The sequence below is a fragment of the Pseudonocardia sp. Cha107L01 genome (genome assembly GCF_052566575.1).
Genome location: NZ_CP199579.1, coordinates 8,829,648 through 8,853,838, shown reverse-complemented (window position 1 = coordinate 8,853,838; position 24,191 = coordinate 8,829,648). Strand labels below are relative to the sequence as shown.

General features: G+C 72.6%; 17 protein-coding genes. 7 read left to right on the top strand and 10 right to left on the bottom strand.

The features are described from left to right. Positions 1 to 39 precede the first annotated feature (39 nt). The 4 genes from ACTXG6_RS41710 to ACTXG6_RS41695 all read right to left on the bottom strand — a co-directional run bounded on the left by ACTXG6_RS41710 (position 40) and on the right by ACTXG6_RS41695 (position 4,432). Positions 40 to 924, bottom strand: coding sequence for a crotonase/enoyl-CoA hydratase family protein (locus ACTXG6_RS41710; protein ID WP_445184817.1), 885 nt, complete (start codon positions 922 to 924; stop codon positions 40 to 42). After that, a complete protein-coding gene (locus tag ACTXG6_RS41705) occupies positions 921 to 1,619 on the bottom strand; it encodes a GntR family transcriptional regulator (protein WP_445184816.1) in 699 nt (232 codons plus the stop codon). Before ACTXG6_RS41705 ends, ACTXG6_RS41710 begins: the two co-directional genes overlap by 4 nt. A 146-nt stretch (positions 1,620 to 1,765) precedes the next feature. Further along, positions 1,766 to 3,046 carry a DUF3141 domain-containing protein gene (locus ACTXG6_RS41700; protein WP_445184815.1) on the bottom strand — a complete coding sequence of 427 codons (1,281 nt, stop codon included), beginning with the start codon at positions 3,044 to 3,046 and terminating at the stop codon, positions 1,766 to 1,768. A gap of 6 nt (positions 3,047 to 3,052) precedes the next feature. Beyond that, positions 3,053 to 4,432, bottom strand: a complete 1,380-nt coding sequence (locus ACTXG6_RS41695) for a phosphotransferase family protein (RefSeq protein ID WP_445184814.1) — start codon at positions 4,430 to 4,432, stop codon at positions 3,053 to 3,055. 132 nt (positions 4,433 to 4,564) lie between these two features. Here ACTXG6_RS41695 and ACTXG6_RS41690 point away from each other — a divergent pair, with 132 nt between their 5' ends. Beyond that, positions 4,565 to 5,563 carry an LLM class F420-dependent oxidoreductase gene (locus ACTXG6_RS41690; RefSeq protein ID WP_445184813.1) on the top strand — a complete coding sequence of 333 codons (999 nt, stop codon included), beginning with the start codon at positions 4,565 to 4,567 and terminating at the stop codon, positions 5,561 to 5,563. A 15-nt stretch (positions 5,564 to 5,578) separates the two neighbouring features. Here ACTXG6_RS41690 and ACTXG6_RS41685 read toward each other — a convergent pair whose 3' ends face one another. After that, complete coding sequence (locus tag ACTXG6_RS41685; RefSeq protein WP_445184812.1) at positions 5,579 to 6,091, bottom strand: MarR family winged helix-turn-helix transcriptional regulator; 513 nt, start codon at positions 6,089 to 6,091, stop codon at positions 5,579 to 5,581. Between the two features lie 80 nt (positions 6,092 to 6,171). On the opposite strand from ACTXG6_RS41685, the gene ACTXG6_RS41680 reads away from it, so the two are divergent. Next, positions 6,172 to 7,950: a chloride channel protein gene (locus ACTXG6_RS41680; RefSeq protein WP_445184811.1), complete on the top strand. Its 1,779-nt coding sequence runs from the start codon at positions 6,172 to 6,174 to the stop codon at positions 7,948 to 7,950. Here the strand turns inward: ACTXG6_RS41680 and ACTXG6_RS41675 are convergent. Beyond that, complete coding sequence (locus ACTXG6_RS41675; protein ID WP_445184810.1) at positions 7,940 to 9,265, bottom strand: MFS transporter; 1,326 nt, start codon at positions 9,263 to 9,265, stop codon at positions 7,940 to 7,942. The genes ACTXG6_RS41680 and ACTXG6_RS41675 overlap by 11 nt on opposite strands. Positions 9,266 to 9,467: 202 nt before the next feature. Between ACTXG6_RS41675 and ACTXG6_RS41670 the strand changes: the two genes are divergently transcribed. Further along, entirely contained in the window at positions 9,468 to 10,307 is an 840-nt protein-coding gene (locus ACTXG6_RS41670; protein WP_445184809.1) for a DUF1932 domain-containing protein, read from the top strand. A gap of 45 nt (positions 10,308 to 10,352) precedes the next feature. Here ACTXG6_RS41670 and ACTXG6_RS41665 read toward each other — a convergent pair whose 3' ends face one another. Further along, positions 10,353 to 11,792 carry an aldehyde dehydrogenase family protein gene (locus ACTXG6_RS41665; RefSeq protein WP_445184808.1) on the bottom strand — a complete coding sequence of 480 codons (1,440 nt, stop codon included), beginning with the start codon at positions 11,790 to 11,792 and terminating at the stop codon, positions 10,353 to 10,355. A 127-nt stretch (positions 11,793 to 11,919) separates the two neighbouring features. Next, positions 11,920 to 12,690 carry an SDR family NAD(P)-dependent oxidoreductase gene (locus ACTXG6_RS41660; RefSeq protein ID WP_445184807.1) on the bottom strand — a complete coding sequence of 257 codons (771 nt, stop codon included), beginning with the start codon at positions 12,688 to 12,690 and terminating at the stop codon, positions 11,920 to 11,922. Between the two features lie 98 nt (positions 12,691 to 12,788). Between ACTXG6_RS41660 and ACTXG6_RS41655 the strand changes: the two genes are divergently transcribed. After that, positions 12,789 to 14,342, top strand: a complete 1,554-nt coding sequence (locus ACTXG6_RS41655; protein WP_445184806.1) for an acyl-CoA synthetase — start codon at positions 12,789 to 12,791, stop codon at positions 14,340 to 14,342. A 286-nt stretch (positions 14,343 to 14,628) separates the two neighbouring features. Next, positions 14,629 to 15,525 carry an alpha/beta fold hydrolase gene (locus tag ACTXG6_RS41650; protein WP_445184805.1) on the top strand — a complete coding sequence of 299 codons (897 nt, stop codon included), beginning with the start codon at positions 14,629 to 14,631 and terminating at the stop codon, positions 15,523 to 15,525. A 10-nt stretch (positions 15,526 to 15,535) separates the two neighbouring features. Here the strand turns inward: ACTXG6_RS41650 and ACTXG6_RS41645 are convergent, their stop codons facing one another. Continuing rightward, complete coding sequence (locus ACTXG6_RS41645) at positions 15,536 to 16,180, bottom strand: TetR family transcriptional regulator (protein ID WP_445184804.1); 645 nt, start codon at positions 16,178 to 16,180, stop codon at positions 15,536 to 15,538. A gap of 107 nt (positions 16,181 to 16,287) precedes the next feature. Between ACTXG6_RS41645 and ACTXG6_RS41640 the strand changes: the two genes are divergently transcribed. Both ACTXG6_RS41640 and ACTXG6_RS41635 read left to right on the top strand, forming a co-directional pair. Beyond that, positions 16,288 to 17,547, top strand: a complete 1,260-nt coding sequence (locus ACTXG6_RS41640; protein ID WP_445184803.1) for a cytochrome P450 — start codon at positions 16,288 to 16,290, stop codon at positions 17,545 to 17,547. Between the two features lie 89 nt (positions 17,548 to 17,636). Beyond that, positions 17,637 to 22,262 carry an NAD-glutamate dehydrogenase gene (locus ACTXG6_RS41635; RefSeq protein ID WP_445184802.1) on the top strand — a complete coding sequence of 1,542 codons (4,626 nt, stop codon included), beginning with the start codon at positions 17,637 to 17,639 and terminating at the stop codon, positions 22,260 to 22,262. Here the strand turns inward: ACTXG6_RS41635 and ACTXG6_RS41630 are convergent. After that, positions 22,259 to 24,031 (bottom strand): DUF6777 domain-containing protein, encoded by a 1,773-nt coding sequence (locus tag ACTXG6_RS41630; RefSeq protein ID WP_445184801.1) that lies wholly within the window; start codon positions 24,029 to 24,031, stop codon positions 22,259 to 22,261. The genes ACTXG6_RS41635 and ACTXG6_RS41630 overlap by 4 nt on opposite strands. Positions 24,032 to 24,191: the final 160 nt, after the last annotated feature.

Genomic DNA, 24,191 nt, shown 5'->3' with positions numbered 1-24,191 from the left:
TCAGTGCGATCGACGGCTCGGGTGCCTCGGTGGATCTGGCTACGGTTGGTTCTCCGGTGGCGTTTCGAGCGGCGGGTCGGTGAAGACCGGGTCGCGCTTCTCCAGCCGGGCCCGTACCGCCTCACGCTGGTTCGGGCTGGTGGCGATCCGCGTCATGGCCGCTCGCTCGGCCGCCAGCCCGTCACCGAAGGGCACCCGCCAGGCGCTGGCCACCAGTGCCTTCGCGGTGCGCACCGCCTCCGGGTTGTGCCCGGCGATCTGCCTCGCGAGCTCCAGCGCGGCGGCCCGGGGGTCGTCGGCGGTGCGGGTGGCCAGGCCGATCCGGGCAGCCTCCGCACCGGTGACCACCCGACCGGTCAGGGTCAGCTCCATGGCCACGTCCATCCCGAGCAGGCGGGGCAGGATCTGGGTGCCGGCCATGTCCGGGATGAGTCCCCAGCGCACCTCGGCGACGCTCAGCGAGGCATCGGGCGCGACGATCCGGATGTCCGCGCTGAGCGCCAGCTGCAACCCGCCGCCGAACGCCGGGCCGGACACGGCCGCGATCACCGGCGCGGCCAGGCCGGCCCAGACCCGGGCCGCGCGCTGGCCACGGCTCAGTTCCCGCAGCTCGTCGTCCGGGTCGAGCTGGTCGACGCGCTCGACGTCGCGGTCGCGCCAGTCGGTCCGGTCCGTCATCGCGGAGAAGACCGAGAAGTCCAGCCCGGCACAGAACGCCCGGCCCTCCCCGGAGAGCACCACGGCGCGCACGTCGGGGCGGCGGCGGATGACGAGGCCGACCTCCACGAGGTCGCCGAACATGGCCGCGTTGAGCGCGTTGAGCTTCTCCGGCCGGTTCAGCCGGACGTCCGCCACCCCGTCGGTGATCTCGGCGCGCACCGTGCCACCGGTTCCGGTGATGGTGTCGGACAGAGTGCTCGTCATCGGTTCGGCTCCCGGTACTGCCCGTTGGGGCTGCTGGCCTGGTCCGGGGCGAAGACGCCGCGCCGGTGCAGCTCGTCGATGACCGTCTCGGCCATCCGGGCGGTCCGCCGGGTCACCACCGCGCGGGCGCGCTCGGGGTCACCCTGCTCGATCGCGTCGAGCTCGTCGACGTACATCGGCAGCATGTAGTCCCGCCGCCCCGCGCAGGCCAGCCAGAACGCGGTCGGCATGAAGCCCTGGAAGGTGCCGATCGCCGCCCGCAGCCGGGGCCCGGCGACCGCCTGGTTGATCGCGCGGCGGAACTCCCAGACCTGGTTCTCGAATGTCTCCGGGTCGTCCACGTCGGCCATCCCGACCACCAGCTCGCGCAGCCGGCCCAGCAGCTCGGGTGGCCGGCGGACGGCGGCCCGGCCGGACGCGATCGAGCTGAGCAAACCGTAGATCTCGTAGTGCTCCTGGACGACCTCGGCGTCGAACCGCTCCAGGAACACCCCCCGGTGATAGGGGATCGCGACGATGCCGTCGCGTTCGAGCTGGTTGACCGCCTCCTGCACCGGGACCCGGCTCATCCCGAGCTTGCCGGCGATCTCGGTGCGGTCGATCCGGTCGCCAGGGCGCAGGCTGCCGTCCAGCAGCCCGGACACGATGTGCGCGACCGCGACATCCTTGTCCTTCACGCCGTAGCGCTTGGGCATAGATTCCTCCGCCTCGATCCGGCGGCCGCCGCCGGGCCAACTTTGAATTCAAGTCGGCTCCCCATGCTGCCACGTCGATGGCCGCGACCGCGAGGGTGAGCGGTATCTCACGCGGCACGGGGCCACTCGGGCACCGTGCCGGGGAGTCAGGTGCCGGAGAGCTCGCGGACCCGGCGCATGATCGGCGCCCAGTGCTCGCGCAGCGGCCGCCGGCCCATGAAGAGCCCGAGGTGCCCGGCGTCCACCAGCTCCCGGTGCACCGACCCGGCCGGCGTGGTGACCCGCTCGGCCAGCGCCCAGACCTGTTCCGGCGGGGTGATGTGGTCGGTGCTGCCGGCGATCAGGAACAGCGGGCAGTCGATCCGGCCCAGGTCCACCAGTTGCCCGGACACCGTCAGGGTGCCGGCGGCCAGCTCGTTGTTCTGGAACAGGTGCTCGATGATCCACAGGTAGAACGCGCCCGGCACGTCCTGCACCCACTCGAACCAGTTGGTGAACTCGAGGTGCCGCGCCACGTACTCCGGGTCGCGGATGTGGCCGAGCAGCGCCAGTTCGCGCTGCCACTCGGCGGCCGGCTCCAGCAGCTTGAAGCCGAGCAGCTGGATGGCGCCGCGCTGCACGCCGCCGCCGAGCGCCACCATGGCCTGGTACGGGGCGAGCGGGCCGGGGCCGCCCCAACCGCCGGCCCGGGCGAGGAGACCGGTCCAGTCCCGGATCGGGGAGGTGCCGGCGTGGCAGTCGATCGGGGCACCGGCGACGGTCAGCGTGTTCACCTGCTCGGGGTGCAGCGCCGCGAAGATCACCGCGAGCCAGCCGCCCTGGCAGTCGCCGACCAGGTTCACCCGGCCGCCCAGCAGCTCGACCGTGTCCGACAGCAGGTCCAGGTACTCCTCGATGGAGCTGTCGGCGGTCTGCTCGGTGGCACCGACCCAGTCCAGGCAGTACAGCCGGTGCAGCCCGGCCTCGCGCAGCGTCCGCAGCTGGCTCTGGCCGGGGGAGAAGTCCACGATGCAGGAGTCGTGCCCGGCCTGCGGGGGCAGCACCAGGGTGGGCAGCACGCCGCCGTCCTCGGGTGCGCCGCCGGCCCCGTCGCCGACACCGTCGCTGGTCGAGTGGGTGCTGACCGAGTAGTCACGCAGACGCGCCAGCGGCCAGTCCCGGATCACCGGTGACGGGTGCGCCCACCGCGGCCGCTCGCGGGTGGTCCGGGCCTGCCACCAGGCCAGCATGTCCTCGGTCATCCGCAGCGGGGTGGCCGGGTCGGGCACCCCGTCCGGCCCGATGGACAGGTAGGCCGAGACGTAGTCCGTCCAGCCGGTGACGGCGGCGGTGGCGACCCGCAGCGGGGCCACCGCCAACTCGGTCAACACCCGGGCGGCCGAGCTGTACGCGGTGTCGCCCGGGGTATGGGTGGGTGCACTGGTCATGCTGCCTCAGCTCGCCGGTTGGGACAGGTAGCGGGGGTTGGCGACGGTCAGTTTGGCGGTGCTGAGCGCGCGGACGGTGTCCAGCACGTCGTCCCAGCGCGCGTCCAGCGAGCCGTCCCGGATCGCCGCGACCAGCGCCCGGTCGTCGGCGCAGCGCAGCCCGGCCAGCCGCTCGGCGTGCGCGGCCGCCTGCGCCGGGCCGACCCGCAGCTCGCGGCGGGCGATGGCCAGCGCGTTCGCGGCCACCCTGGCGTGGAACCGCAGCCGGGGGTCCGCGTCGCCGTTCACCACCTCGGCGGTGAGGAACCCGCCGGCGGCGGCCAGCAGCTCGTCCACGCTGGGCCGGTCGTGCGGCCCGGTGCTGGCCGGCGGTGTCACGTCCAGCGGGTCGGTCACCCGGACCGGCGTGGTGAGCCCGAGCGCGAGCAGCGCGTCGTGCTCCGACTCGCAGATCCGCCGCCCGAGCACGGCCATCTCCACCGACGGCTCGGTGCCGCCCAGGTGCCGCTCCGCCTGCTGGCGGCAGATCACCGCCCAGTGCGCCGTGCCGTACACCTCCCACCAGCGCAGCTCGTCCGCGCTCGGCCGCCACCCGGCGACCTCGGCGTAGCCGTCCAGCAGCTCGTCCCGGTCGCCGAAACCGCCGACCGGGGCCGCCGCGCCGAACCGCCATGCCTTGACGCACAGCCAGCCAAGGTCCTCCAGCGGGTCGCCGCGGTGCGCCAGCTCCCAGTCCAGCACCGCGCTCAGCCCGTCCGCGCCGAGCATCAGGTTGCCCATGCGGAAGTCGCCGTGCACCAGCCCCTCCGGACGGGGCGCCGGGCGGTGCTCCGCCAACCAGCGGAACACGACATCCAGGGCCGGCCTCGGTTCGTCGAAGGCCTCGTGCGCCTCGCGCAACCGGGCGAGCGGGTCGCCGCCGTCGAGCTCGGGCAGCTCGGTGAGCGGGATGGCGTGGATCCGGGCCAGCACCCGGCCCAGCTCGGCGGCCAGCCCGGTGCGGGCCCGTTCCCAGTGCGCCTCGCGCAGCAGCCGGCGCGGGATGGTCTCGCCGTCGACGTGGTCCATCAGCAGGTACGGGCTGCCCACGCCGTCCGAGCCGTCGCCGCCGCCGCGCAGCGCGGGCACCGGTACGCCGGCGTCGGCCGCGGCGGTGAGCAGTGCGGCCTCCAGCGTCATGCTCCGGTCGCGCGGCGCGGTGGGCGGGTCCCGGCGCAGTACCAGGCGCCGCTGCCGCTCCGCCGTCTCGGCGCGCAGCGACCAGATCTCCCGGCTGGCGCCGCCGGCGAGCTGGTGCAGGTCGGTGACCTTGACCGGCTCGCCCCACCGCTCGGTGAGCACGGTGGTCAGCGCGGTGCTGAGATCCGGGCCCAGCTGATCGGTCACGTCGCTCCCGTTTTTAATCGGCGGTCAAGTCTCGGAGCCGATCGTAGCCAACCCGGTCGGCCGCGCTCGGTGATCGAGCTGGCTCGACCCGAGCGCAATAGAGTGCGGGAGCCGCCCAGGGAAGGAATGCCGATGAGCCAGGTCGGGGTCATGCTGCCCTTCGACGGTCTGCCGCTGCACCAGCACCGGGAGGCGGTGGAACGGCTGGCGGACGCGGGCATCGGCGAGGTGTCCACCGGCGAGGCCAACGGCCTGGACGGACTCACCCCGCTGGTACTGGCCTCGGCGTGGCGCCCCGAGCTGATCCTGTCCGCGCTGGTCGTCTCGGCGTTCACCCGGGGTCCGTCCATCCTGGCCAGCACCGCCGCCGCGCTGGCCGAGGCGGCGCCCGGTCGTGCTCGCTTCGGCATCGGCGCCGGCTCGGACCGGATCGTGCGGGACTGGAACGGGATCCCGTTCACCAAGCCGTACTCACGGGTGGCGCACACGCTGCGGGTGCTGCGGGTCGCGCTCGCCGGGGAGCGGGCCTCGGCGGCCGGCGAGTCGGCGGCCGCGCTGGGCATCAAGGACTTCAAGCTGGGCCGCCCGCCGGCCGTACCGCCGAAGCTCGTGGTGGCCGCGCTCGGCCCCCGGATGCAGCGGTTGGCCGCCGCCGAGGCGGACGCGGTGGCGCTGAACTTCCTGTCCGCGTCCGACGTGGCTACCGTGCGGGCCGCCGCCGACGGGGTCGAGCGGTCGCTGCCGGATCCGCTGTCGGTGCAGGCCAGGGTGTTCGTGGTGCCCGGCGAGGGGGACGCCGCCGAGCTGTCCGCGCGACGGATGATCGCCGCCTACCTCACGGTGGGGGTGTACGCCGAGTTCCAGCGCTGGCTCGGCCGGGGTGATCAGCTCGTCGACATGCAGGCCGCCTGGGACGCCGGTGACCGGGCCAAGGCGGTGGAGCTGATCCCGGACGAGGTGGTGCACGACCTGTTCCTGATCGGCTCGCCCGGCGACAGCGCGAAGCGGGTGCGGGCGTACCTGGACGCCGGCGTGGAGATCGCCACACTGGCCCTGATGCCGCCCTACGGCGCCACATTCACCCCGTCCGACCAGGTCGACTTCCTCAGCGAGCTGGTCGCCAAGGTCTGACCCCCCGTGAGTGGCTCACCAGGTCTGATCGGGTGGGGTGGCGGGTGGTTCGCCGCCGGCCACCGCGAACGTGTGCAGCGCCCGGACCAGGTCGGCACGCTGACCCGGGGGGATCGCGGCGACGATGCCGGCGATCTCGGCCCGGCGCCGGGCGGTCGCGTGCGCCACCGTGTGTTGGCCGGCCTCGGTCAGCGCGAGTCGGACGGAGCGGCGGTCGGCCTCGCTCTCCCGGCGGCTCACCATGCCGATCGCGGTGAGCCGGTCCGCCATCCGCATCGCCGTGGACGGGTTGACCGCGAGGTGCTCGGCCAGCCGGGACAGGCTCATCGCACCCCGGGAGTCGAGCACCACGAGCATCCGGAACTGCGGCAGCGTCAAGGTGTCCTCGACCGAGGCGAGCGAGCGGGCGGACACCGCGACCAGCAGCCGCGAGGCGGTCAGCACGGCGGTCACCACCTGGTCGACGTCGGTCGACTCGAGGTCGGACGGCAGCCGAGGGTGCCCACCGGGCTGTGACGGGTTCAGCATTCTCTTGCACACTGCAAAGCATCTTGCATACTGCAAAGAGTATCGCGGTGCCGCCGCGTGGAACGAGCCGAGGAGCCGCTGTGCGCGTCCGAGCCACCCCCGCACCGCTCGCCGCCGCCGGCCGGCCCATGTGGCTGCGACCGCTGGAGCTGACCCGGACCGGGCCGGCGGGGTTGCTCCCGTTGGCGCTGCTGGTCGGCGTCGGAGTGGGTGGTGGCGCGATCGCGTTCCGCTGGCTGATCGGGGTGTGTACCCAGGTGCTGTCCGGGCACCTCGACTACTCCGAGGCGGGGCGTGTGCCGAACCCGCACGTGCCCTGGCTCGGGCCGTGGTTCGTGGTGCTGGCGCCGGTGGTCGCCGGGCTGGTCTACGGGCCGCTGGTGCAGCGGTACGCGAAGGAGGCCAGAGGCCACGGGGTGCCCGAGGTGATGCTCGCGGTGGCCCGGCGGGGTGGCCGGATCAGCTGGCGGGTGGCGGCGGTGAAGTCGGTCGCCTCGGCGCTGTGCATCGGTGGTGGTGGGTCGGTCGGCCGGGAAGGGCCGATCGTGCAGATCGGCTCGGCGCTGGGCTCGGCGCTCGGCACCCTGGTCCGGCTGCCCGAGGACCGGCTGCGCGTGCTGGTGGCGTGCGGCGCGGCGGGCGGCATCGCGGCGACCTTCAACGCCCCGCTGGCCGGGGTGTTCTTCGCCATGGAGCTGATCCTGCGCGACTTCACCGCCGAGGCGTTCGGCATGGTGGTGCTGTCCTCGGTGACCGCGAGTGTGGTCGGCCGGGCCGCGTTCGGTGACGTGCCGTTCCTGCGGCTGCCGGCATTCGCGGTGCAGCACGGCTCGCAGTACCTGCTGTTCGCCCTGCTCGGCGTGCTGGCCGGGGCGGTCGGGGTGGCGTTCACCCGGGTGTTGTACCTGGTCGAGGACGCCTGCAGCTGGGCATGGCGCGGGCCGGAGTGGCTGCGTCCGGCGGTCGGCGGGGTGTTGCTCGGTGGGTTGCTCCTGGCGCTGCCACAGATGTACGGCGTGGGGTATCCGGTGCTGGAGCGTGCGGTGGGCGGCGGTTACCTGGTCGGCATGTTGCTGGTACTGCTGGTCGGGAAGATCATCGCCACCTCGCTGACCATCGGCATCGGCGGCTCCGGCGGGGTGTTCGCGCCGAGCCTGTTCCTGGGTGCGGTGTTCGGAGTGGCCTACGGCGACGTGGTGGCGCTGCTGGCGCCCGGGCAGGTCGGCGTGCTCGGCGCCTACGGGCTGATCGGCATGGGCGCGGTGTTCGCCGGCGCGGCGCGAGCCCCGATCACCGCTGTGATCATCATCTTCGAGCTGACCGGCGAGTACTCGCTCATCCTGCCGCTGATGGCGGCGATCGTGCTGGCCACGCTGACCAGCCGGGCGTTGAGCAGGGACACCATCTACACGCTCAAGCTGCGCCGCCGGGGCATCGACCTGGACCACGGTCAGGAACGCGGTGCGCTGGCCGGTCACACGGTCGGCGAGGCCATGGAGGCGCCGCCCGAACCCCTCCACGCCGCCGACCGGGTCGCCCACGCCGCCGCCCGGCTGGCCGGTTCGGCGCACGGCGTGCTGCCGGTGCTCGGCGACGACGGCGAGTACCTGGGCACGGTCCGGGCCCGCTCGGTGGCCGAGGCGCTGGCCGAGCACCAGCCGGCAACCGTCGGCGAGATCACCCACCGCACCCGGCCGCTGCACCCGGACACCGAGCTGCCGGCCGCCCTGGACGCGCTGATCGGGGCGCACGGCGCCGGCCTGCCGGTACTCATGGTGGACGGTGGTGCACCGGTCGGCTGGCTGACCTACCAGGCGGTGCTGACGCCGCTGCGGGTCTCGGAGGGGTCTAGGGCGTGACGTTCGCCCGGTCGCCCGGGATCGCCATCCGCTCCGCCACCTTGGCCCGGTTGGGCATCAGCAGCAGGGCGAGCATAGCGATCACGCAACAGATCACGATGTACCAGCTGATGCCGGTGCTGGACCCGGTCTCCTTGAGAATCCAGGCCGCGATCAGGGGCGCGGGCCCGCCGGCGATCACCGAGGCCAGCTGGTAGCCGAGCCCCGCGCCGCTGTACCGGACGTTGGTGCCGAACGTCTCCGCGATCAGCGCGGCCTGCGGCCCGTACTGCATGTCGTGGAAGATCAGCGACACCACGATGGCCACCAGCACCAGGCCGCCCATCTTGGTGTTCAGCAGCGCGAAGTAGGGGAATGCGAACAGCCCGGTGCAGACGATGCCGATGCCGTACATCAGGCGCCGGCCGATCCGGTCGGACAGGTAGCCGAACAGCGGGATGCTGACCAGCCCCACCGCCGCGGCGGCCATCGTGTAGTTGAGCACGTCGCCTCGGGAGAGCTTGAGCTGCTGGGTGCAGTAGCTCAGCACGAAGGTGATGAAGATGTAGAACGGCGCCTGCTCGGAGAGCCGCACGAACGCCGCGACCAGGATGTCGCGCCACTGCTGCCGGATGACGTCCCAGACCGGCTGCTTGACCACGGTCCCGGCGGCCTTGGCCCGCTCGAACTCCGGGCTCTCCAGCACCCGCAGCCGGACGTACAGCCCGACCCCGATCAGGATCGCGGAGAGCAGGAACGGCACCCGCCAACCCCAGGTCAGGAAGCCCGGGCCGGTCCACGCGCTCATCAGCCCGACGATGCCGGTGGACAGGAGCAGGCCGAACGGCACGCCGAGCTGCGGCCAGCTGGTGAAGAAGCCGCGCCGGTTGCCGTGCCCCCACTCCATGGCCATCAGCACCGAGCCGCCCCACTCGCCACCCACCCCGAGACCCTGGCCGATCCGCATCAGCACCAGCAGGATCGGTGCCAGCACCCCGATCGACGCGTAGCTGGGTACCAGCCCGATCAGGAAGGTGCTGATCCCCATCAGGAGCAATGTCGCGATGAGGGTGGTCTTGCGGCCGATCCGGTCGCCGTAGTGCCCGAAGATCGCCGCCCCGATCGGCCGGGCGGCGAACCCGACGAACAGGGTGGTGAACGCGGCGAGCACGCCGACGAACTCGGACTGGCCGGGGAAGTACAGCTTCGGGAAGACCAACGCGGCGGCCGTGCCGTAGAGGAAGAAGTCGTACCACTCGATGGTGGTGCCGATGGTGCTGGCGAACACCGCCCGCCGGCGGGCGGTCCGGTTGTCGGTCGCGGGTGATGTGGTCACGCTGCACCTCCGAGCTGTCGCGGCCGCGCCCAGAGTCGGTGAGCCAGGTGAGGCCCGCCACAATGCGGCCCGATCGCCGAATCCTGCCTCTTGTCACCCGACCGTGCATTGGTCCGAATGAGTGAAAAGATCGCCAGGACACTCTCAGTGATCATGGGCCGCGCTGTCGACCCGGCTCGCCGGCTGCGCAATGATGGCCGGGATGACCGAGATGACCGAGCGGAGCGGCGGCCGGCTGGGCCGCCGACCGGTGGTTGGCGTGCTGCACCCCGGGGCGATGGGCGCGGCGCTCGGCTCGGCGCTGAAGGCCAGGGCCGGCGTGGTGATCTGGGCCGACGGTGGCCGGTCGCACGCCACCGCGAAGCGGGCCGAGCTGGCCGACCTGATCGCGGTGCCGGACGTGGCGGCGCTGGCGCGGCGCTGTGATCTGATCATCTCGATCTGCCCGCCGCACGCCGCGCTGGGTGTCGCCGAGGAGGTCGCCGCCGCGCTGACCGACCGGGACCCGGACGAATGGCCGCTCTACGTGGACGCCAACGCGGTGGCCCCCGCCACGGTGCGCGGGGTCGCCGAGCTGCTCGGCACCCGGCGCGTGGTGGACGGCGCGGTGATCGGCCCACCTGCCTGGGAACGCGGGCACAGCGTGCTGTGGCTGGCCGGTGAGCCCGCTGCCGAGGTGGCCGGGCTGTTCGCGGACTCGCCGTTCGACACCCGGGTACTCGGCACCGAGCTCGGCGCGGCGAGCGCTCTGAAGGCCTGCTACGCGCTGCAGAGCAAGGCACTGCCGGCGATCTGGCTGGAGATCGCCGAGGCCGCCGAGAAGGCGGGCGTCTCCGAGGCGCTGCACGGCGAGCTGACCCGCGGCGGCATCGACCTGCCCGAGCAGCTGGCCAAGCTGTCCTCGCGGGCGAGCACCAAGGCCTGGCGCTGGGCCGGCGAGATGGACGAGGCGGCCGACACGATGGCCGAGCTGGGGCTGCCGGACGGCTTCTCCCGGGCCGCCGCGGAGATCTACCGCCGCTGGTCCGGCAGCACCAGCTGACCGCGGCTCGGCTCGAGCTGGACCCGAGCCGAGCCGAGCCGGAGCTCAGAAGAGCTTGCGGATGATCTTCTTGGCGCGCTCCGTGTAGGGCGGGTACATCAGCCGTAGGTCGGGCCGGGCCGGCTTGCTCAGCACGGCCTTGCGGTGGCTGAACGTCTGGAAGCCCCACTCACCGTGGTACGCGCCCATGCCGCTGTTGCCGACGCCACCGAAGGGCAGCTGCGGCACCAGGCAGTGCATGGACAGGTGGTTGATCACCGCGCCGCCGGAGCTGACCTCGTCGACCAACCGTTCCTTGGACTCTGTCGAGGAGGTGAACAGGTACGCGGCCAACGGCTTCGGCCGGGCGTTGATGAACGTGATCGCCTCGGTGAGCGATCCCACGGTGATCACCGGCAGGATCGGCCCGAAGATCTCGTCGGTCATCACCGGCGAGGCGGGGTCCGGGTCGATGAGCAGCGTGGGGTCCACGGTCAGCGTGGCGCGGTCGCTGCGGCCGCCCAACGCCACCGTGCCGCTCGGTTCGGCCAGGAGGCCGGCGAGGCGGTCGAACTGGCGCTCGTTGACCACTCGCAGGCCACCGTGCTCGCCGACCCGGAACTTGTGCACCGTGGCGGTGATCAGGTCGACCAGCTCGTCCCGCACCGGCTCCTCGACCAGCACGTAGTCCGGCGCGATGCAGGTCTGGCCGGAGTTGAGCAGCTTGGTCCAGGCGATCCGCCGGGCGGCAACCTCCAGGTCGGCGTCCCTGGTGACGATCACCGGGCTCTTGCCGCCCAGCTCCAGGGTGACCGGGGTGAGGTGGCGGGCGGCGCTCTCCATGACCCGCTTGCCGATCTCCGTGCCGCCGGTGAAGAACGCGTGGTCCAGGCCCTGGGCGAGCAGCAGCTGGGTGGTCGCCGCCTCACCCTCGAGGACCGCGAACGCGTCCGGGTCGAGGTACTGGGGGATCAGCCGGGCCAGCAGGGCCGAGGTCGCGGGTGCGTGCTCGGACGGCTTGAGGACCACGCAGTTGCCCGCCGCGATCGCCCCGATCACCGGACCGAGGGTGAGGTAGACCGGGTAGTTCCAGGCGCCGATCACCAGCGCGACGCCCAGCGGCTCGTACTGGTAGAACGCCTTGCCCGGGCGCATCGCCAGTGGCAGCCCGGTGCGCCGGCGGCGCATCCAGCGGCGCAGGTGCTTGCGCGCGAAGGTGGCCTCGGCGCGGGTGCTCGCGATGTCACCCAGCCAGGCGTCGTGCGCCGGCCGGCCGAGATCGGTGGCCAACGCCTCGGCGATCTGGGGCTCGGACTCGTCGAGCATCTTCTCCATCGCGGCCAGCTGGTCCAGCCGCCACTGCAGCTGCCGGGTGCGGCGGCCGGCGAAGGTCGCGCGCAGCTTGGCCACCGCGGCCAGGACCTGCTCCTCGGTGGCCTCGGCGCCGTGGGAGGTGGCCGGCGGCGCCTGCGTCGACGGTTGTGGACGGTCTGCGACGGTGCTCATGCCTCAGCTCCCTCTTCGGGTTCGGATTGGCTGATATCTGTTGTTGCGCAATGCTTGGGGCCGAGCTTGGCCTGTTCCGACGGTAGGTCGGTATGACGGCCGCCACAACGAGGCGTGATCATCTCCGTCAGATCGTGTAGCCGCCGTCCACATTGAGGGTCTGGCCGGTGATCCAGCCCGCCCTGGCGGAGAGCAGGAAGCGGATCGCCTCGGCCACATCGGTGACGGTGCCGAACCGCGGCAGTGCCAGGTTGGCCTTGGCGACGGCGAGCACCTCGTCGGTGTAGTCGCCGCGTTCGACCAGCTCGGTCCACATGCCCTCGCCCTCGACCACGCCGACCGAGACGCAGTTCGCCCGCACCCCGTAGCGGCCCTCCTCGGCCGCGATGGCGCGCACGGTGGCCTGCACGGCGGCCTTCGGCGCGACCGAGAGCACATCGCGCTTCGGGTAGCGGTCCAGCGCGACGGTGGTCACCGCGACGATGGCGCCGCCGGTCCGCCGCAGCTGTGGCAGTGCGGGTTGTAGCAGGTTGAGCGTGGCGGCGGCGTCGGCGAGCAGTTGGTCGCGGAACGCCGTGGCGGGCAGCTCCGAGACGTAGCCCATGGTGATGTGCGGGCCGGCCGCGCAGACCACGCCGGCCAGCGGCTCCGGGGCGGCCGCGGTGCGCACCGTCTCGGCGGTGTGCTCCGGGTCGGTCAGGTCGAGGCGCAGGACGCGGGCGCGCCGGCCGAGCTCGCGGACCGCGTCGGCGGCCTTCTCGGCGCGGTCGGCATTGCGGTGGTAGCTGAGCACGACGTCCCAGCCGTCCTCTGCGAGCAGCCGGGCGGTGGCCCCGCCGATGCCCCCGGAGCCACCGGCGACCAGCGCCCAGCCCGGCGAAACTGTGGGTACGTTCACCTGGCTCCTACGGTTCGAAGTGCTTAATCTCAAATAAAATATAGACTGCCGGCGCCGTGTCCGACGTCCGACGTCCGAGAAGCCCAGGAGGTCCGTGGATGTACCCCCGCACGCACGCACTGAAGACCCCGGACAAGGTCGCGGCCCGTCTGGTCGACACCGGCGAGGAGATCACCTACGCGGAGCTGGACGAGCGCTCCACCCGGCTGGCGCACGCGCTGCACGACGCCGGCCTGCGCCGCGGCGACGTGGTGGCTCTGCTGAGCAACAACGACCTGCGCTGCTTCGAGGTCTACTGGGCGGCGATGCGCTCCGGGCTGTACATCACCGCGGTGAACCACCACCTGGCGGCGGACGAGGTCGCCTACATCGTGAACGACTCCGGGGCCCGCGCGCTGGTGGCCTCCGTCGCGAAGGGCGAGCTGGCCGACGCCATCGTCGAGCTGACCCCCCGGGTCGCGCTGCGGCTGGCCTTCGGCGGGCCGGTACCCGGGCACGGCGACTATGCGGCGGTGTTGGCCGCGGCGTCCGCCGAGACACTGGCCGACGAGCCCAGCGGCGCTCCGATGCTCTACTCCTCGGGCACCACCGGGCGGCCGAAGGGCGTGCGCCCGCTGCTGCCGGACCGGCAGGTGCACGAGCCGGGCGAGATGGTCACCGGACTGGCCAGCTCGGTCTTCGGCCTCGACGCCGACACCGTGTACCTGTCGCCGGCGCCGATCTACCACGCCGCGCCGCTGCGCTGGTGCGGGGCGATCCAGGGCATCGGCGGCACCGTGGTGATGACCGAGCGGTTCACCCCGGAGGGCACCCTCGCGGCCATCGCGGAGAACGGGGTCACCGCCGGGCAGTTCGTGCCGACCATGTTCGTGCGGATGCTCAAGCTGGACGAGCAGGTGCGCGCCGGGTTCGACGTGTCCACCTTGAAGCTGGCCATCCACGCCGCGGCACCGTGCCCGGTCGACGTCAAGCAGAAGATGATCGACTGGTGGGGGCCGGTGCTGGTGGAGTACTACGCCGGTACCGAGGGCCACGGCATGACGATGATCAACAGTCAGCAGTGGCTGGAGAAGCCCGGCTCGGTGGGCAAGGCGGTGGTCGGCACGCTGCGGATCTGCGACGACGCAGACAACACAGGCGCGGAGGTGCCGACCGGCGAGGTCGGCACGGTCTACTTCGAGCGCGACCTGATGCCGTTCACCTACCACAACGACCCGGAGAAGACCCGGCAGGCGCAGCACCCCCAGCACCCGACCTGGACCACCGTCGGGGACATCGGCCGGGTCGACGCGGACGGCTTCCTGTTCCTCACCGACCGCAAGGCGTTCACCATCATCTCCGGCGGCGTCAACATCTACCCGCAGGAGATCGAGAACGTCCTGGCGCTGCACGAGGCGGTCACCGACGTCGCCGTGATCGGGGTGCCGGACGAGGAGATGGGCGAGGCGGTCAAGGCCTTCGTACAGCCGGCCCCCGGCGCGGTAGCGGGCCCGGAGCTGGAGCGCGAGATCATCGAGTTCGTCCGCTCCAAGATCGCCCGCTTCAAGGCGCCCCGCAGCGTGGCGTTCGTGGACAGCCTGCCGCGCACGCCCACCGGCAAGCTCGTCAAGCACGAGCTCAAGCAGCGCTACCTGGCCGACACCGCCTCGTAACGACACCGGGTCCCACACCGGTCCGACACGTCGCACACCCGTCACAGCGGGTGTGCGACGTGTCGTCGATGCGGCGTTCGGAGGTGCCCCGACGCGGTCACAGTCGGTTTCTGGTGACGTTCCGTGATGCCTGGTCAGCCAACCGGCTGAGAGCGCAACTACCGTGCCGCCACGACTTGCTTAGTTACTATCCATTCACTTAACGTCCATGAAACATCAGCTACCCGGTCAACTGGGATCGACCCGACCCGCACGGCCGGTGTGACAGGGCGGAGGCGACGGCGCCATGACGACACTGTCCTTGACCGGGCGAGTCCCGGAGCTGCCCGACTCGTTCACGCCGAGCTACCGCGCCGGCCGAGGCACCCCGCTGGTCCTGCTGCACGGCGCGACCATGTCCTGGCGGGCCTGGCGCCCGGTACTGCCGTTCCTGGTCGGCAGGCACGACGTGTTCGTGCCGACCCTGGTCGGTCACCGCGGCGGCCCGAGCCTCGCACCTGACGCCAGGCCCGGCGTGGACGCCATCGTGGACGTGCTCTGCGAACAGCTCGACGAGGCCGGCATCGAGACCGCCCACCTGGCCGGCAACTCCCTGGGCGGCTGGGTGGCCCTGGAGCTGGCCCGCCGGGGCCGGGCGCGCTCGGTGATCGGGTTCTCGCCGGCGGGTGCCTGGCGGACCCGCCGCGACCTGGAGCGGCTGGTGTGGCTGTTCCGCACTGCCCGCGCCGGGCTGGGCAACCCTCGGCTCGGCCCACTGGTGCGCAACGGTGCCCTGCAGCGGCTCGGGCTGACCCGGGTGGCGTCGCATCCCGGTCGCATCCCCGCCGAGGACGTGCGCGAGATGATCGCCGACATGGTCGGCTGTGACGTCTTCGAGAGGATGTTCGGCGGTGAGCACGACGGGCGCGGACTCGCGCCGTTCGACGTGGCGCACTGCCCGGTGCACATCGCCTGGGCGCTGCGGGACCGGGTGATCTCCTACCGCCGTTTCGGCCGCCCGATGCGGGAGCTGATCCCCGGCGCGCAGTTCAGCATGCTGCCGGGGGTGGGGCACCTGCCGATGTACGACGACCCCAGGCTGGTCGCCCGCACGATCCTCGAGCTGACCAGCTCGGTGGACGCCGCGAACCAGGTCGAGCCCCCGCTGCGGCCGGCCCGCCGCTCGCGCCGCCGCTCGGCGTAAGACCCCGCCGCTAGTCCGTCACCGGCGCGGCGAGGCCCTGCCTGGTGAGCAGCTGGGCGGTGTTGATCACGGTGCGCAGGGAGCCCCGGTTCGGGTTCCACCACTCGGTGGCCCAGTTCAGCCCGCCGATGATCAGCATCCGGGCCGCCCGGGGGTCCAGGTCGGGGTGGATCTCGCCGGCGGCTCGCGCCTCGTCGATGAGCCGCCGCCAGACATCGCCGTAGGTGCGCTGCTCCACGAGCTGCCGCTCGCGAAGGTCCGAGGGCAGCTGCGGGCCGTTGCGGATCGCCGCCGAGGCGTAGTCGGACAGCCGCAGCACCACCTCGAGGTGGGCGCCGACCGCCGCGCAGATCCGGTCCAGCCGGCTGGCGTTCGCCGGCAGCGCGGCCAGCGCCTCGGTGACGTGCTCGAGCGCCCGCGCCATGCCCAGCGTGACGACCTCTTCGATCAGTTCCTCGCGGGAGGAGAAGTAGTAGTACAGCGCCGGGGCCTGCACCTGGGCGAGCTCGGCGATGTCGGAGAGCCGGGTGCCGGCGTAGCCGTTGCGGTTGAGCACCTTGGCCGCGGCGTCGAGGATCCGCTCCCGGGTGCGTTCCGACTTGGACGGCAGGGCACGGGTGCGCTCGTCGGTGCGTACGGAACGCTGTTTCGGCACGGCATCCATCCTATGCGGTGACCGCGCTCCGTCTTGACACCTCGATGGGCACGTGGTGAGCTGCGCTCTGCTGGTTAACACAGATTAAAAAGTGCCGGAGGTCAAGGATGCCCGTGACGGCCACTCGCCCGGACTACGACCCGGTGTCGCTCGCCCCGCTGTCGTTCTGGCGACAGACTCCCCAGGAGCGTGAGGCGAGCTTCCGGGAGCTGCGCGCGCGGCGACCGATCAGCTGGCACCCGCCGGCCGAGGGCTCGATGTTGCCCCAGACCGAGGGTGGCGGCTTCTGGGCGGTCACCCGGCACGCCGACATCGTCTCGATCAGCAAGGACACCGACACGTTCGTCTCCGGCCGCGGCGTGATCCTGGAGGCGGTCCCGCAGGAGCTGTTGGACAGCGCCCAGTCGTTCCTGGCGATGGACGCGCCGAGGCACACCCAGCTGCGCAGGCTGGTCAGCTCGGCGTTCACGCCACGCCGGGTGAAGGTCATCGAGGAGCAGATCCGCGGCCAGGCCAACCGGCTGGTCGGCGAGCTGATCGAGGCCGGTGACTGCGACCTGGTGGATCAGTTGGCCCGCCGACTGCCGATGTGGACCATCTTCGAGATGGTGGGGCTGTCCCCGGAGAGCCGGGACGCGGCGACCCACGCGGCCGACGGCATGGTCTCCTGGGCCGACGACGACGTCCGGGGGGACCTGGAGCCCGCGCAGCTGCTGTTCCAGTCGCTGATGACGCTGCACGGGATCAGCAAGGAGCTCGCGGCCAGCCGCCGGGCCTCCCCCCAGGACGACCTGATGACCAACCTGGTGCAGGCCGAGGTGGACGGCGAGCGGCTCACCGACGAGGAGATCGGCGCGTTCTTCGTGCTGCTCTCGGTGGCCGGCAACGACACCACCCGCAACACGATCAGCCACACCGCGATGGCCTTCACCGAGTTCCCGGGCGAGCGGGCCCGGCTGCTCGCGGACTTCCCCGGCCGGATCGGCACCGCCGTGGAGGAGTTCATCAGGTGGGCCACCCCGGTGATGACCTTCCGCCGCACCGCGGCCCGTGACGTCGAGCTACACGGGCAGGACATCCGCGAGGGCGACTGGGTGGTGATGTTCTACTCGTCGGGCAACCGGGACGAGTCGGTGTTCAGCGACCCCGACCGGTTCGACGTGCTGCGCACCCCGAACAACCACGTCGGCTTCGGCGGCGGCGGCCCGCACTTCTGCCTGGGCAACATGCTGGCCAGGACCCAGCTGCGCGCGGTCTGGGACGAGCTCCTGCACCGGGTGCCGAACCTCGAGGTGGGGGAGCCGACCTACCTGGTCGGGAACTTCATGTCGGCGGTGAAGAAGCTGCCCTGCACGCTGAACCGCTGACCGCCGGCACGCTGAACCGTGAACCGTTGGGCGGGTAATGCCTGAGTAGCGCATGGCGTCGCCCACCTGGCGGGGGTATAACCAGCGCGATGCAGGCCCGCCAGCTCAGCACGGCCGCCCCGGGTGCGGTCGGCGCTGAGCTGGCCGAACTCGCCCGGCGCTACGCCGAGCACGCGCCACCCGATGGGCTCGGCGCGGACAGCCCGGCCCAGGGCGAGGCCGCGTTGCTGGATGCGGCCAGGGCGGCCCGGGCACTCGCCGCAAACCGGGTGCCCGGCGCGCCCGCCGTCGCGGCCCGCACCTCCGACGGCGCCGCGCCGCTGGTCGAGATCGTCACCGACGACATGGCGTACCTGGTCGAGTCGGTGCTGGCCGGTGTCGGTCGGGTCGGTGGCCGGGTGCGCCGGGTGATCCATCCGACGGTGCTGGTCCGCAGGGCGCTGGACGGTGAGCTGCTCGAGGTGTTCGCCGCGGCCCCGCGGACGGTCCAGACGGGCCCGGTGGACGGGGTCGGCCCGGCCGGGCCGGGCGTGCTGGCCGAGACCTGGATGCACCTGGAGCTGGAGCCGTTCCCGGCGGACGAGCTCGATGATCTGGTCGCCGAGCTGCGGCGGGTGCTCGGCGATCTCCGCGAGGTGACCGAGGACCGGGACCGGATGGCGGCGACCGCACTGCGGGTGGCGGCCGAGCTGGGCACCCGGCCGCCGGGCACAGCACCGCCGGGCACAGCACCGCCGAGCACCGAACCGTGGGACACCGAGGTGCGGGACACCGCACGGCTGCTCGAGTGGCTGGCGGACGGGCACTTCACCTTCCTCGGCTACCGGCACTACCGGGTCGACCGGAGCAACGGCGCGGAGAACCTGCGCACCACGCTCGCCTCCGGCCTCGGTGTGCTGCGCCGGGACAGCCTGGGCAGCAGGGCGTTCGTCGCCGCTCCGGACGGGCTCGACGGCGGTACCGGGCGGCTGCTGGTGCTCACCAGGGCCAGCTCGCCGAGCCGGGTGATCCAGTCGAGCTACCCGTACCACCTGGGCATCTCCCACTACGACGAGCACGGGGTGATCGTCGGCGAGCACCGGTTCCTCGGCCTGCTCACGGCGGCCGCCCGGCAGGCCGATGTGCTGGCCATCCCGGCGATCGAACGCCGGGTGCGGGCCGCCATCCACCGTGCCGGGGTCCCGCTGGAGTCCCACGCCGGGCAACGGATGCTCGAGGTGATCTCGGAGTACCCCCGGGAGGAGCTGTTCTGGGCAAGCGAGCAGAGCCTGCGCGACACCGCCGCCGGTGTGCTGTCGCTGACTCAGCCTCGGCGGCTGCGGCTGTTCCTGCACCGCGAGCCCTACCGCCGGTACTTCTCCTGCCTGGTCTACCTGCCCAGGGACCGGTACTCCACGCGGACCCGGTTGGCTCTGCAACAGGTGCTGCTGCGCGAGCTGGACGGCTGGCGCGTCGACCACACCGCCCGGGTCGGCGAGTCCAACCTGGCGCTCGTGCACTTCACCGTGCAGGCGGACCCGGCCGCTCCGGAGCCCGATCAGGCCCGCCTGCAGGGCCAGCTCGCGGCCGCGATCCTGAGCTGGGACGACTGGCTGCTCGACGTGGCCGGACCGGCCGGCGAACAGGTCGCGGACTACCTGCCCGGGTTGCCCGAGGGGTACAAGGACGACGTCGACCCGGTGCAGGCACTGGCCGACCTGCACCGCCTCGACGGCCTCGACGCCCCGGGGGACGAGGACGAGGACGGTGTGCCGGAGCTGTCCGTGGAGCTCGGCGCCGAACCGGGTGAGCTGCGGTTGCGGCTGTTCGTGCTGGGCGCCGGGATCACCCTGTCCTCGGTGCTGCCCGCGCTGCAGAGTCTCGGCGTCGAGGTGGTCGACGAACGGCCGTACCGGATCGACCGCCCGGACGGTGCCCGCTGCTGGATCTACCAGTTCGGCCTGCGCATCGACGTGGCGACCTGGCTGGCCGTGTCCGGGCGCGGCTGGGAGCGGACCCGGCGGGAGTTCTGCGCCGCGTTCCTGGCGATCTGGCGGGGCGACGCGGAGGTGGACCGGTTCAACGCGCTGGTGGTGCGGGTCGGCCTCGACTGGCGGGAGGCGGCGTTGCTGCGCTGCTACGCCGGTTACGCGCACCAGCTGGGCAGCCCGTTCGGCACCCGGTACGTGGCGGACACGCTGCTCGCGCATCCCGGGTTGACCCGCGCCCTGGTGCGGCTGTTCCGGGCCCGGTTCGACCCCGCGCTCGGCCCGGCCCCGGACGCCGCCGAGCGGGACCGGGCACACAGCGCCGCGCTCGCCGAGGCCACGGCCCTGCTCGACGAGGTGATCGGGCTGGACGCGGACCGCATCCTGCGCGGCTACCTCACCGCGATGCTGGCCACCCTGCGCACCAACTACTTCCAGGACCGGCGCTACGTGTCGTTGAAGATCGACCCGGCCGCCATCGCGGAGATGCCGGCGCCGAGGCCCCGGTTCGAGATCTTCGTGTACTCGCCGGCGGTGGAGGGGGTGCACCTGCGGTTCGGGCCGGTCGCCCGGGGCGGGCTGCGCTGGTCGGACCGCCCGACCGACTACCGCACCGAGATCCTCGGGCTGGTCAAGGCGCAGGCGGTGAAGAACGCGGTGATCGTGCCGGTCGGCGCCAAGGGCGGCTTCGTGGTGAAGCTGGCCGACCCGGGGCCGGCCGAGGTCAGAGAGTGCTACCGGACCTTCATCTCCGGGTTGCTGGACCTGACCGACAACCTCGTCGACGGTGCGGTGGTGCCCTCGCCGGGGGTGGTGCGCCACGACGGCGACGACAGCTATCTGGTGGTGGCGGCGGACAAGGGCACGGCGACGTTCTCCGACATCGCGAATGCGTTGGCGACCGAGCGTGGGTTCTGGCTGGGTGATGCGTTCGCTTCGGGTGGTTCGGTGGGTTATGACCACAAGGCGATGGGGATCACCGCGAAGGGTGCGTGGGAGAGCGTCAAGCGGCATTTCCGGGAGCTGGGTGTGGATACCCAGAGCCAGGAGTTCTCGGTGGTGGGTATCGGCGACATGTCCGGTGATGTGTTCGGTAACGGGATGTTGTTGTCGGAGCACATCCGGTTGGTGGCGGCGTTCGACCACCGGCACATCTTCGTGGATCCGGACCCGGACGCGGCGGTCTCGTTCGCGGAGCGGTCCCGGATGTTCGCGCTGCCGCGTTCGTCCTGGGAGGACTACGACCGGTCGCTGATCAGCGACGGTGGCGGCGTGTGGCCCCGGACGGTGAAGTCGGTGCCGATCTCGGAGCCGGTGCGCGCCGCGCTCGGGCTGGCCGCCTCGGTCACCCGGCTCACCCCGCCGGAGCTGGTCCGGGCGATCCTGCTGGCACCGGCCGACCTGCTCTGGAACGGCGGCATCGGCACCTATGTCAAGGCGTCCACCGAGACGCACGCCGATGCAGGGGACAAGGCCAACGACGGCGTGCGGGTCGACGGCGGCGCGCTGCGGGTGCGGGTGGTCGGTGAGGGCGGCAACCTGGGGCTGACCCAGCTGGGCCGGATCGAGTTCGCCCGGGCCGGTGGCAAGGTCAACACCGATGCGCTGGACAACTCCGCCGGGGTGGACTGCTCCGACCACGAGGTCAACATCAAGATCCTGCTGGACCGGTTGGTCGGCTCCGGTGCCCTCGACCGGCCGGACCGCGACCGGCTGTTGCGAAGTATGACCGCCGACGTCGCCGAGCTGGTGCTCGCGGACAACCGGGCGCAGAACGCCGTGCTCGGCATTGCGCGGGCTCGCGCCGCTGAGCTGGTCGCGGTGCACGCCCGACTGGTCGCCGACCTGGAGTCCCGGACCGGCCTGGACCGGGTGCTGGACGTCCTGCCCGACCCAGCGGGCTTCACCGCGCTCGAGCGCGCCGGGCAGGGCCTGACCTCACCCGAGCTGGCCACCCTGCTGGCGCACGTCAAGCTGGACCTCAAGGCGTCCATCCTGGACAGCGACCTGCCGGACACGGCGGTCTTCGCCGACCGGGTGCGCGAGTACTTCCCGGCACCGCCGAGGGAGCGCTATCCGGCCGCGGTCGCCGCCCACCCGCTGCGCCGGGAGATCGTGGCGACACTGCTGGTCAACGAGATGGTCGATGCCGCCGGCAGCACGTTCGCGTTCCGGCTGGCCGAGGAGCTGGCCGCCTCGCCGGGCGACGCGTTGCGGGCGTTCCGGGTGGTGGCTGAGCTGTTCGAGCTGCCCGCGCTGTGGGCGGAGATCGGCGCTCTGCCGGCGTCGGTGCCGAGCACGGCGACCGACGCGTTGGCGCTGACCACCCGTCAGCTGCTGGATGCCGGGTCCCGCTGGTTCCTCACCCACCGCCCGGCGCCGCTGCCGGTGACCGAGGAGGTGGCCCGCTTCGGCCCGGCGATCCGGCGGCTGGCGCCCCGGCTACCCGTCCTGCTGCGAGGGCGGGAGGCCGACGAGGTGCGGGTCCGCGCCGCCGCCCTGGTCTCGGCCGGTGTGCCGGAGGCACTGGCGAACCGGTCGGCACTGCTGCCGGCCGCGGTGGGGCTGCTCGACGTGGTCGAGGTCGGTGAGCTGACTGACGTCGGGCTGGCCGGTGGTGGGCTGGCTGGCGGTGGGCTGGCCGGTGGCGGGCGTGCCCGGCTGCCGGTCGAGCAGGTTGCCGAGCTGTACTACGCGCTGTCCGAGCGGCGGTGGTCCGCTCCGGCCCCGCCGACCGCGGCGCTCTAGTTGCCGCCCTGGTCGGCGGTAGCCGTCGGCGTCGGTGCCGGGCTCACCTTGCCCGGGACCGTCCGTTGGGTCGTCGGGATCGCGGGTCGGCCCGCGGCGCCGTGGCCGGGGGCGCCGGTCGGGACGTCGGCCGCGGTCGGGGTGGGGGCACCGCCGGCGGGCGGCGTCCCCGGCAGGGCACAGCCGGACGCGGGAGCGGCGACACCCCGGCACCGCGCCGGTGGGCCGCCCTTCCCGGTCGACGGCCGCGTCGGGCCCTGGGCGACCCCGCCGCCGGCGCCGGCGGCAGGCCCGGTCTCCCCGAGCTTGGTCGGCGCGAACAGGTTCTGCTGGCCGGGAGTGCCGTCGGGCGCGGGCTGACCCGGCTGTGCGCCGTTCTGTACCGGAGCCACCACCTTCTTCGCCGGGTCCTTCGTCCCGTCCTTCGCGGGGTCCCCGGGCGGCGCCGGTGCCGCGTCCTTGCCGCCGCCGTGGCCCGCCGGCGCGCCCGCTGTCTTCGCGGCCTGCTCGTCGGCCACGGTCTGGCTCCCTTCCGCGCCGCGGGCCGCGGCCTCCGCGTTCTTCGCCTGGACTTCCTTCGCCCCGGCCTCCTCGTTCGCGGTCGCGGCGGCCTGGTCGGCCTGTACCTTCTCGCCGGCCAGCTTCGCGTTGTTGGCGCGCGCGTCGTTCACGCGCCCCTGCGCCAGGTCGATCGCCCGGAGGTTCTCCGGCGTCGGGTTGGCGTCGGCGCGGGCCCGTGCGGCCTCGACCTCCTTCTGGAGAGAGGTGAGCGTCCCGGCGGCGACCGCGATCTCGGCGGCCTTGGCGTTCGCGGCGGCGGTGGCCTGGTCGGCGGCCTTCCGGGCGGTCAGCGCATCAGCGGTCTTGGTGTCTGCCGTGGTCCTCGCGGCGTCCGCCTGCTGGGCCGCCGCGGCCGCGTTGGCCTTGGCGTCGACGGCCGCCTTGTCCCGCACGGCTTGGGCGGGATCGGTCTTCGTGCCCTCGGTGCCCGGGCACTTGGATGAGTCCGGGTGGTGCGTGCAGAAGCCGCCGTCCTCCCCGGTCCAGTGCGGGTTGCCGCGCCGGTGGCGGGGCGTGTCGTCGTGGATGTCGACCACCGTGTAGATGGTGATGATGGTCGGCGCCGCTCGGACGTAGGTGACCGTGGTGGGCGCGAAGTGTGGCCAGGCCGGGCCGGCGTAGATGGGCTGCTGGTAGCTCGGCGCCGCGGTCAGCGGGTTGCCGCTGAAGCACTTCACCCGGGGCTCGCCCAGGTCGTTCACGAACACCGAGGTGCCGGCCTGCAGCACCGCCGGATAGGCCGAGAATGTGTTGTCCGCGTAGCCGTAGCTGGTGACCGCGGTGTCCGCACGGAGCACCACCGGGTTCAGGCTGGCCACGTAGCCGGGGATGTCGGTGCTGGTGATGCCGAGCGCCTCGGCCCACGCGGTCGCCTTGGCCGGCTCCGCCTCCAGGTTCCCGCGCAACGTCTGCGCGTCGCAGCTGGACCGGTCACCGGACTCGGCGAACAGCCCGGCGGTGTCGCCGGAGAACGTGCCGGTGGCGCCGGAAGGCGGGGTGACCCCGGTCTGGTCCTGGCCGACCGGGGGCATGAACGGGTTGGCACCGGCGGACGAGGTGGGCTCGAGCTGCACCTCTGAGGCCGCACGGGTAGTGGCGCGATCGGTGGGGTGGGAGGTGCCGCCGGTCCACCACATGCCGCCGCCGATGCCGACCACGAGCACCCCGACGGCGAGGAGGACCTTGGCCCGCCCCGAGATTCCGCCCACCGGAGGAGGCCCGGGTGGAGCAGGCCCGGGTGGAGGGGGTTGCTGCCATGGGCCCGGTTGGTATCCGCCCGGTGCCGGGAAGCCGGTCCGCGGCGGGTAGCCGCCGTGGCCCGGCTGCCGCGGGTAGCCGAGGGGCGGGCTCGGAGGGCCGCCAGGCGGT

Bases quoted from the DNA above. Each gene is read 5' to 3' on its own strand.
- ACTXG6_RS41640 (WP_445184803.1), top strand. From the start codon at position 16,288: ATGCCCGTGACGGCCACTCGCCCGGACTACGACCCGGTGTCGCTCGCC.
- ACTXG6_RS41635 (WP_445184802.1), top strand. From the start codon at position 17,637: ATGCAGGCCCGCCAGCTCAGCACGGCCGCCCCGGGTGCGGTCGGCGCT.
- ACTXG6_RS41665 (WP_445184808.1), bottom strand. From the start codon at position 11,792: ATGAGCACCGTCGCAGACCGTCCACAACCGTCGACGCAGGCGCCGCCG.
- ACTXG6_RS41710 (WP_445184817.1), bottom strand. From the start codon at position 924: ATGACGAGCACTCTGTCCGACACCATCACCGGAACCGGTGGCACGGTG.
- ACTXG6_RS41690 (WP_445184813.1), top strand. From the start codon at position 4,565: ATGAGCCAGGTCGGGGTCATGCTGCCCTTCGACGGTCTGCCGCTGCAC.
- ACTXG6_RS41670 (WP_445184809.1), top strand. From the start codon at position 9,468: ATGACCGAGATGACCGAGCGGAGCGGCGGCCGGCTGGGCCGCCGACCG.
- ACTXG6_RS41655 (WP_445184806.1), top strand. From the start codon at position 12,789: ATGTACCCCCGCACGCACGCACTGAAGACCCCGGACAAGGTCGCGGCC.
- ACTXG6_RS41685 (WP_445184812.1), bottom strand. From the start codon at position 6,091: ATGCTGAACCCGTCACAGCCCGGTGGGCACCCTCGGCTGCCGTCCGAC.
- ACTXG6_RS41700 (WP_445184815.1), bottom strand. From the start codon at position 3,046: ATGACCAGTGCACCCACCCATACCCCGGGCGACACCGCGTACAGCTCG.
- ACTXG6_RS41650 (WP_445184805.1), top strand. From the start codon at position 14,629: ATGACGACACTGTCCTTGACCGGGCGAGTCCCGGAGCTGCCCGACTCG.
- ACTXG6_RS41705 (WP_445184816.1), bottom strand. From the start codon at position 1,619: ATGCCCAAGCGCTACGGCGTGAAGGACAAGGATGTCGCGGTCGCGCAC.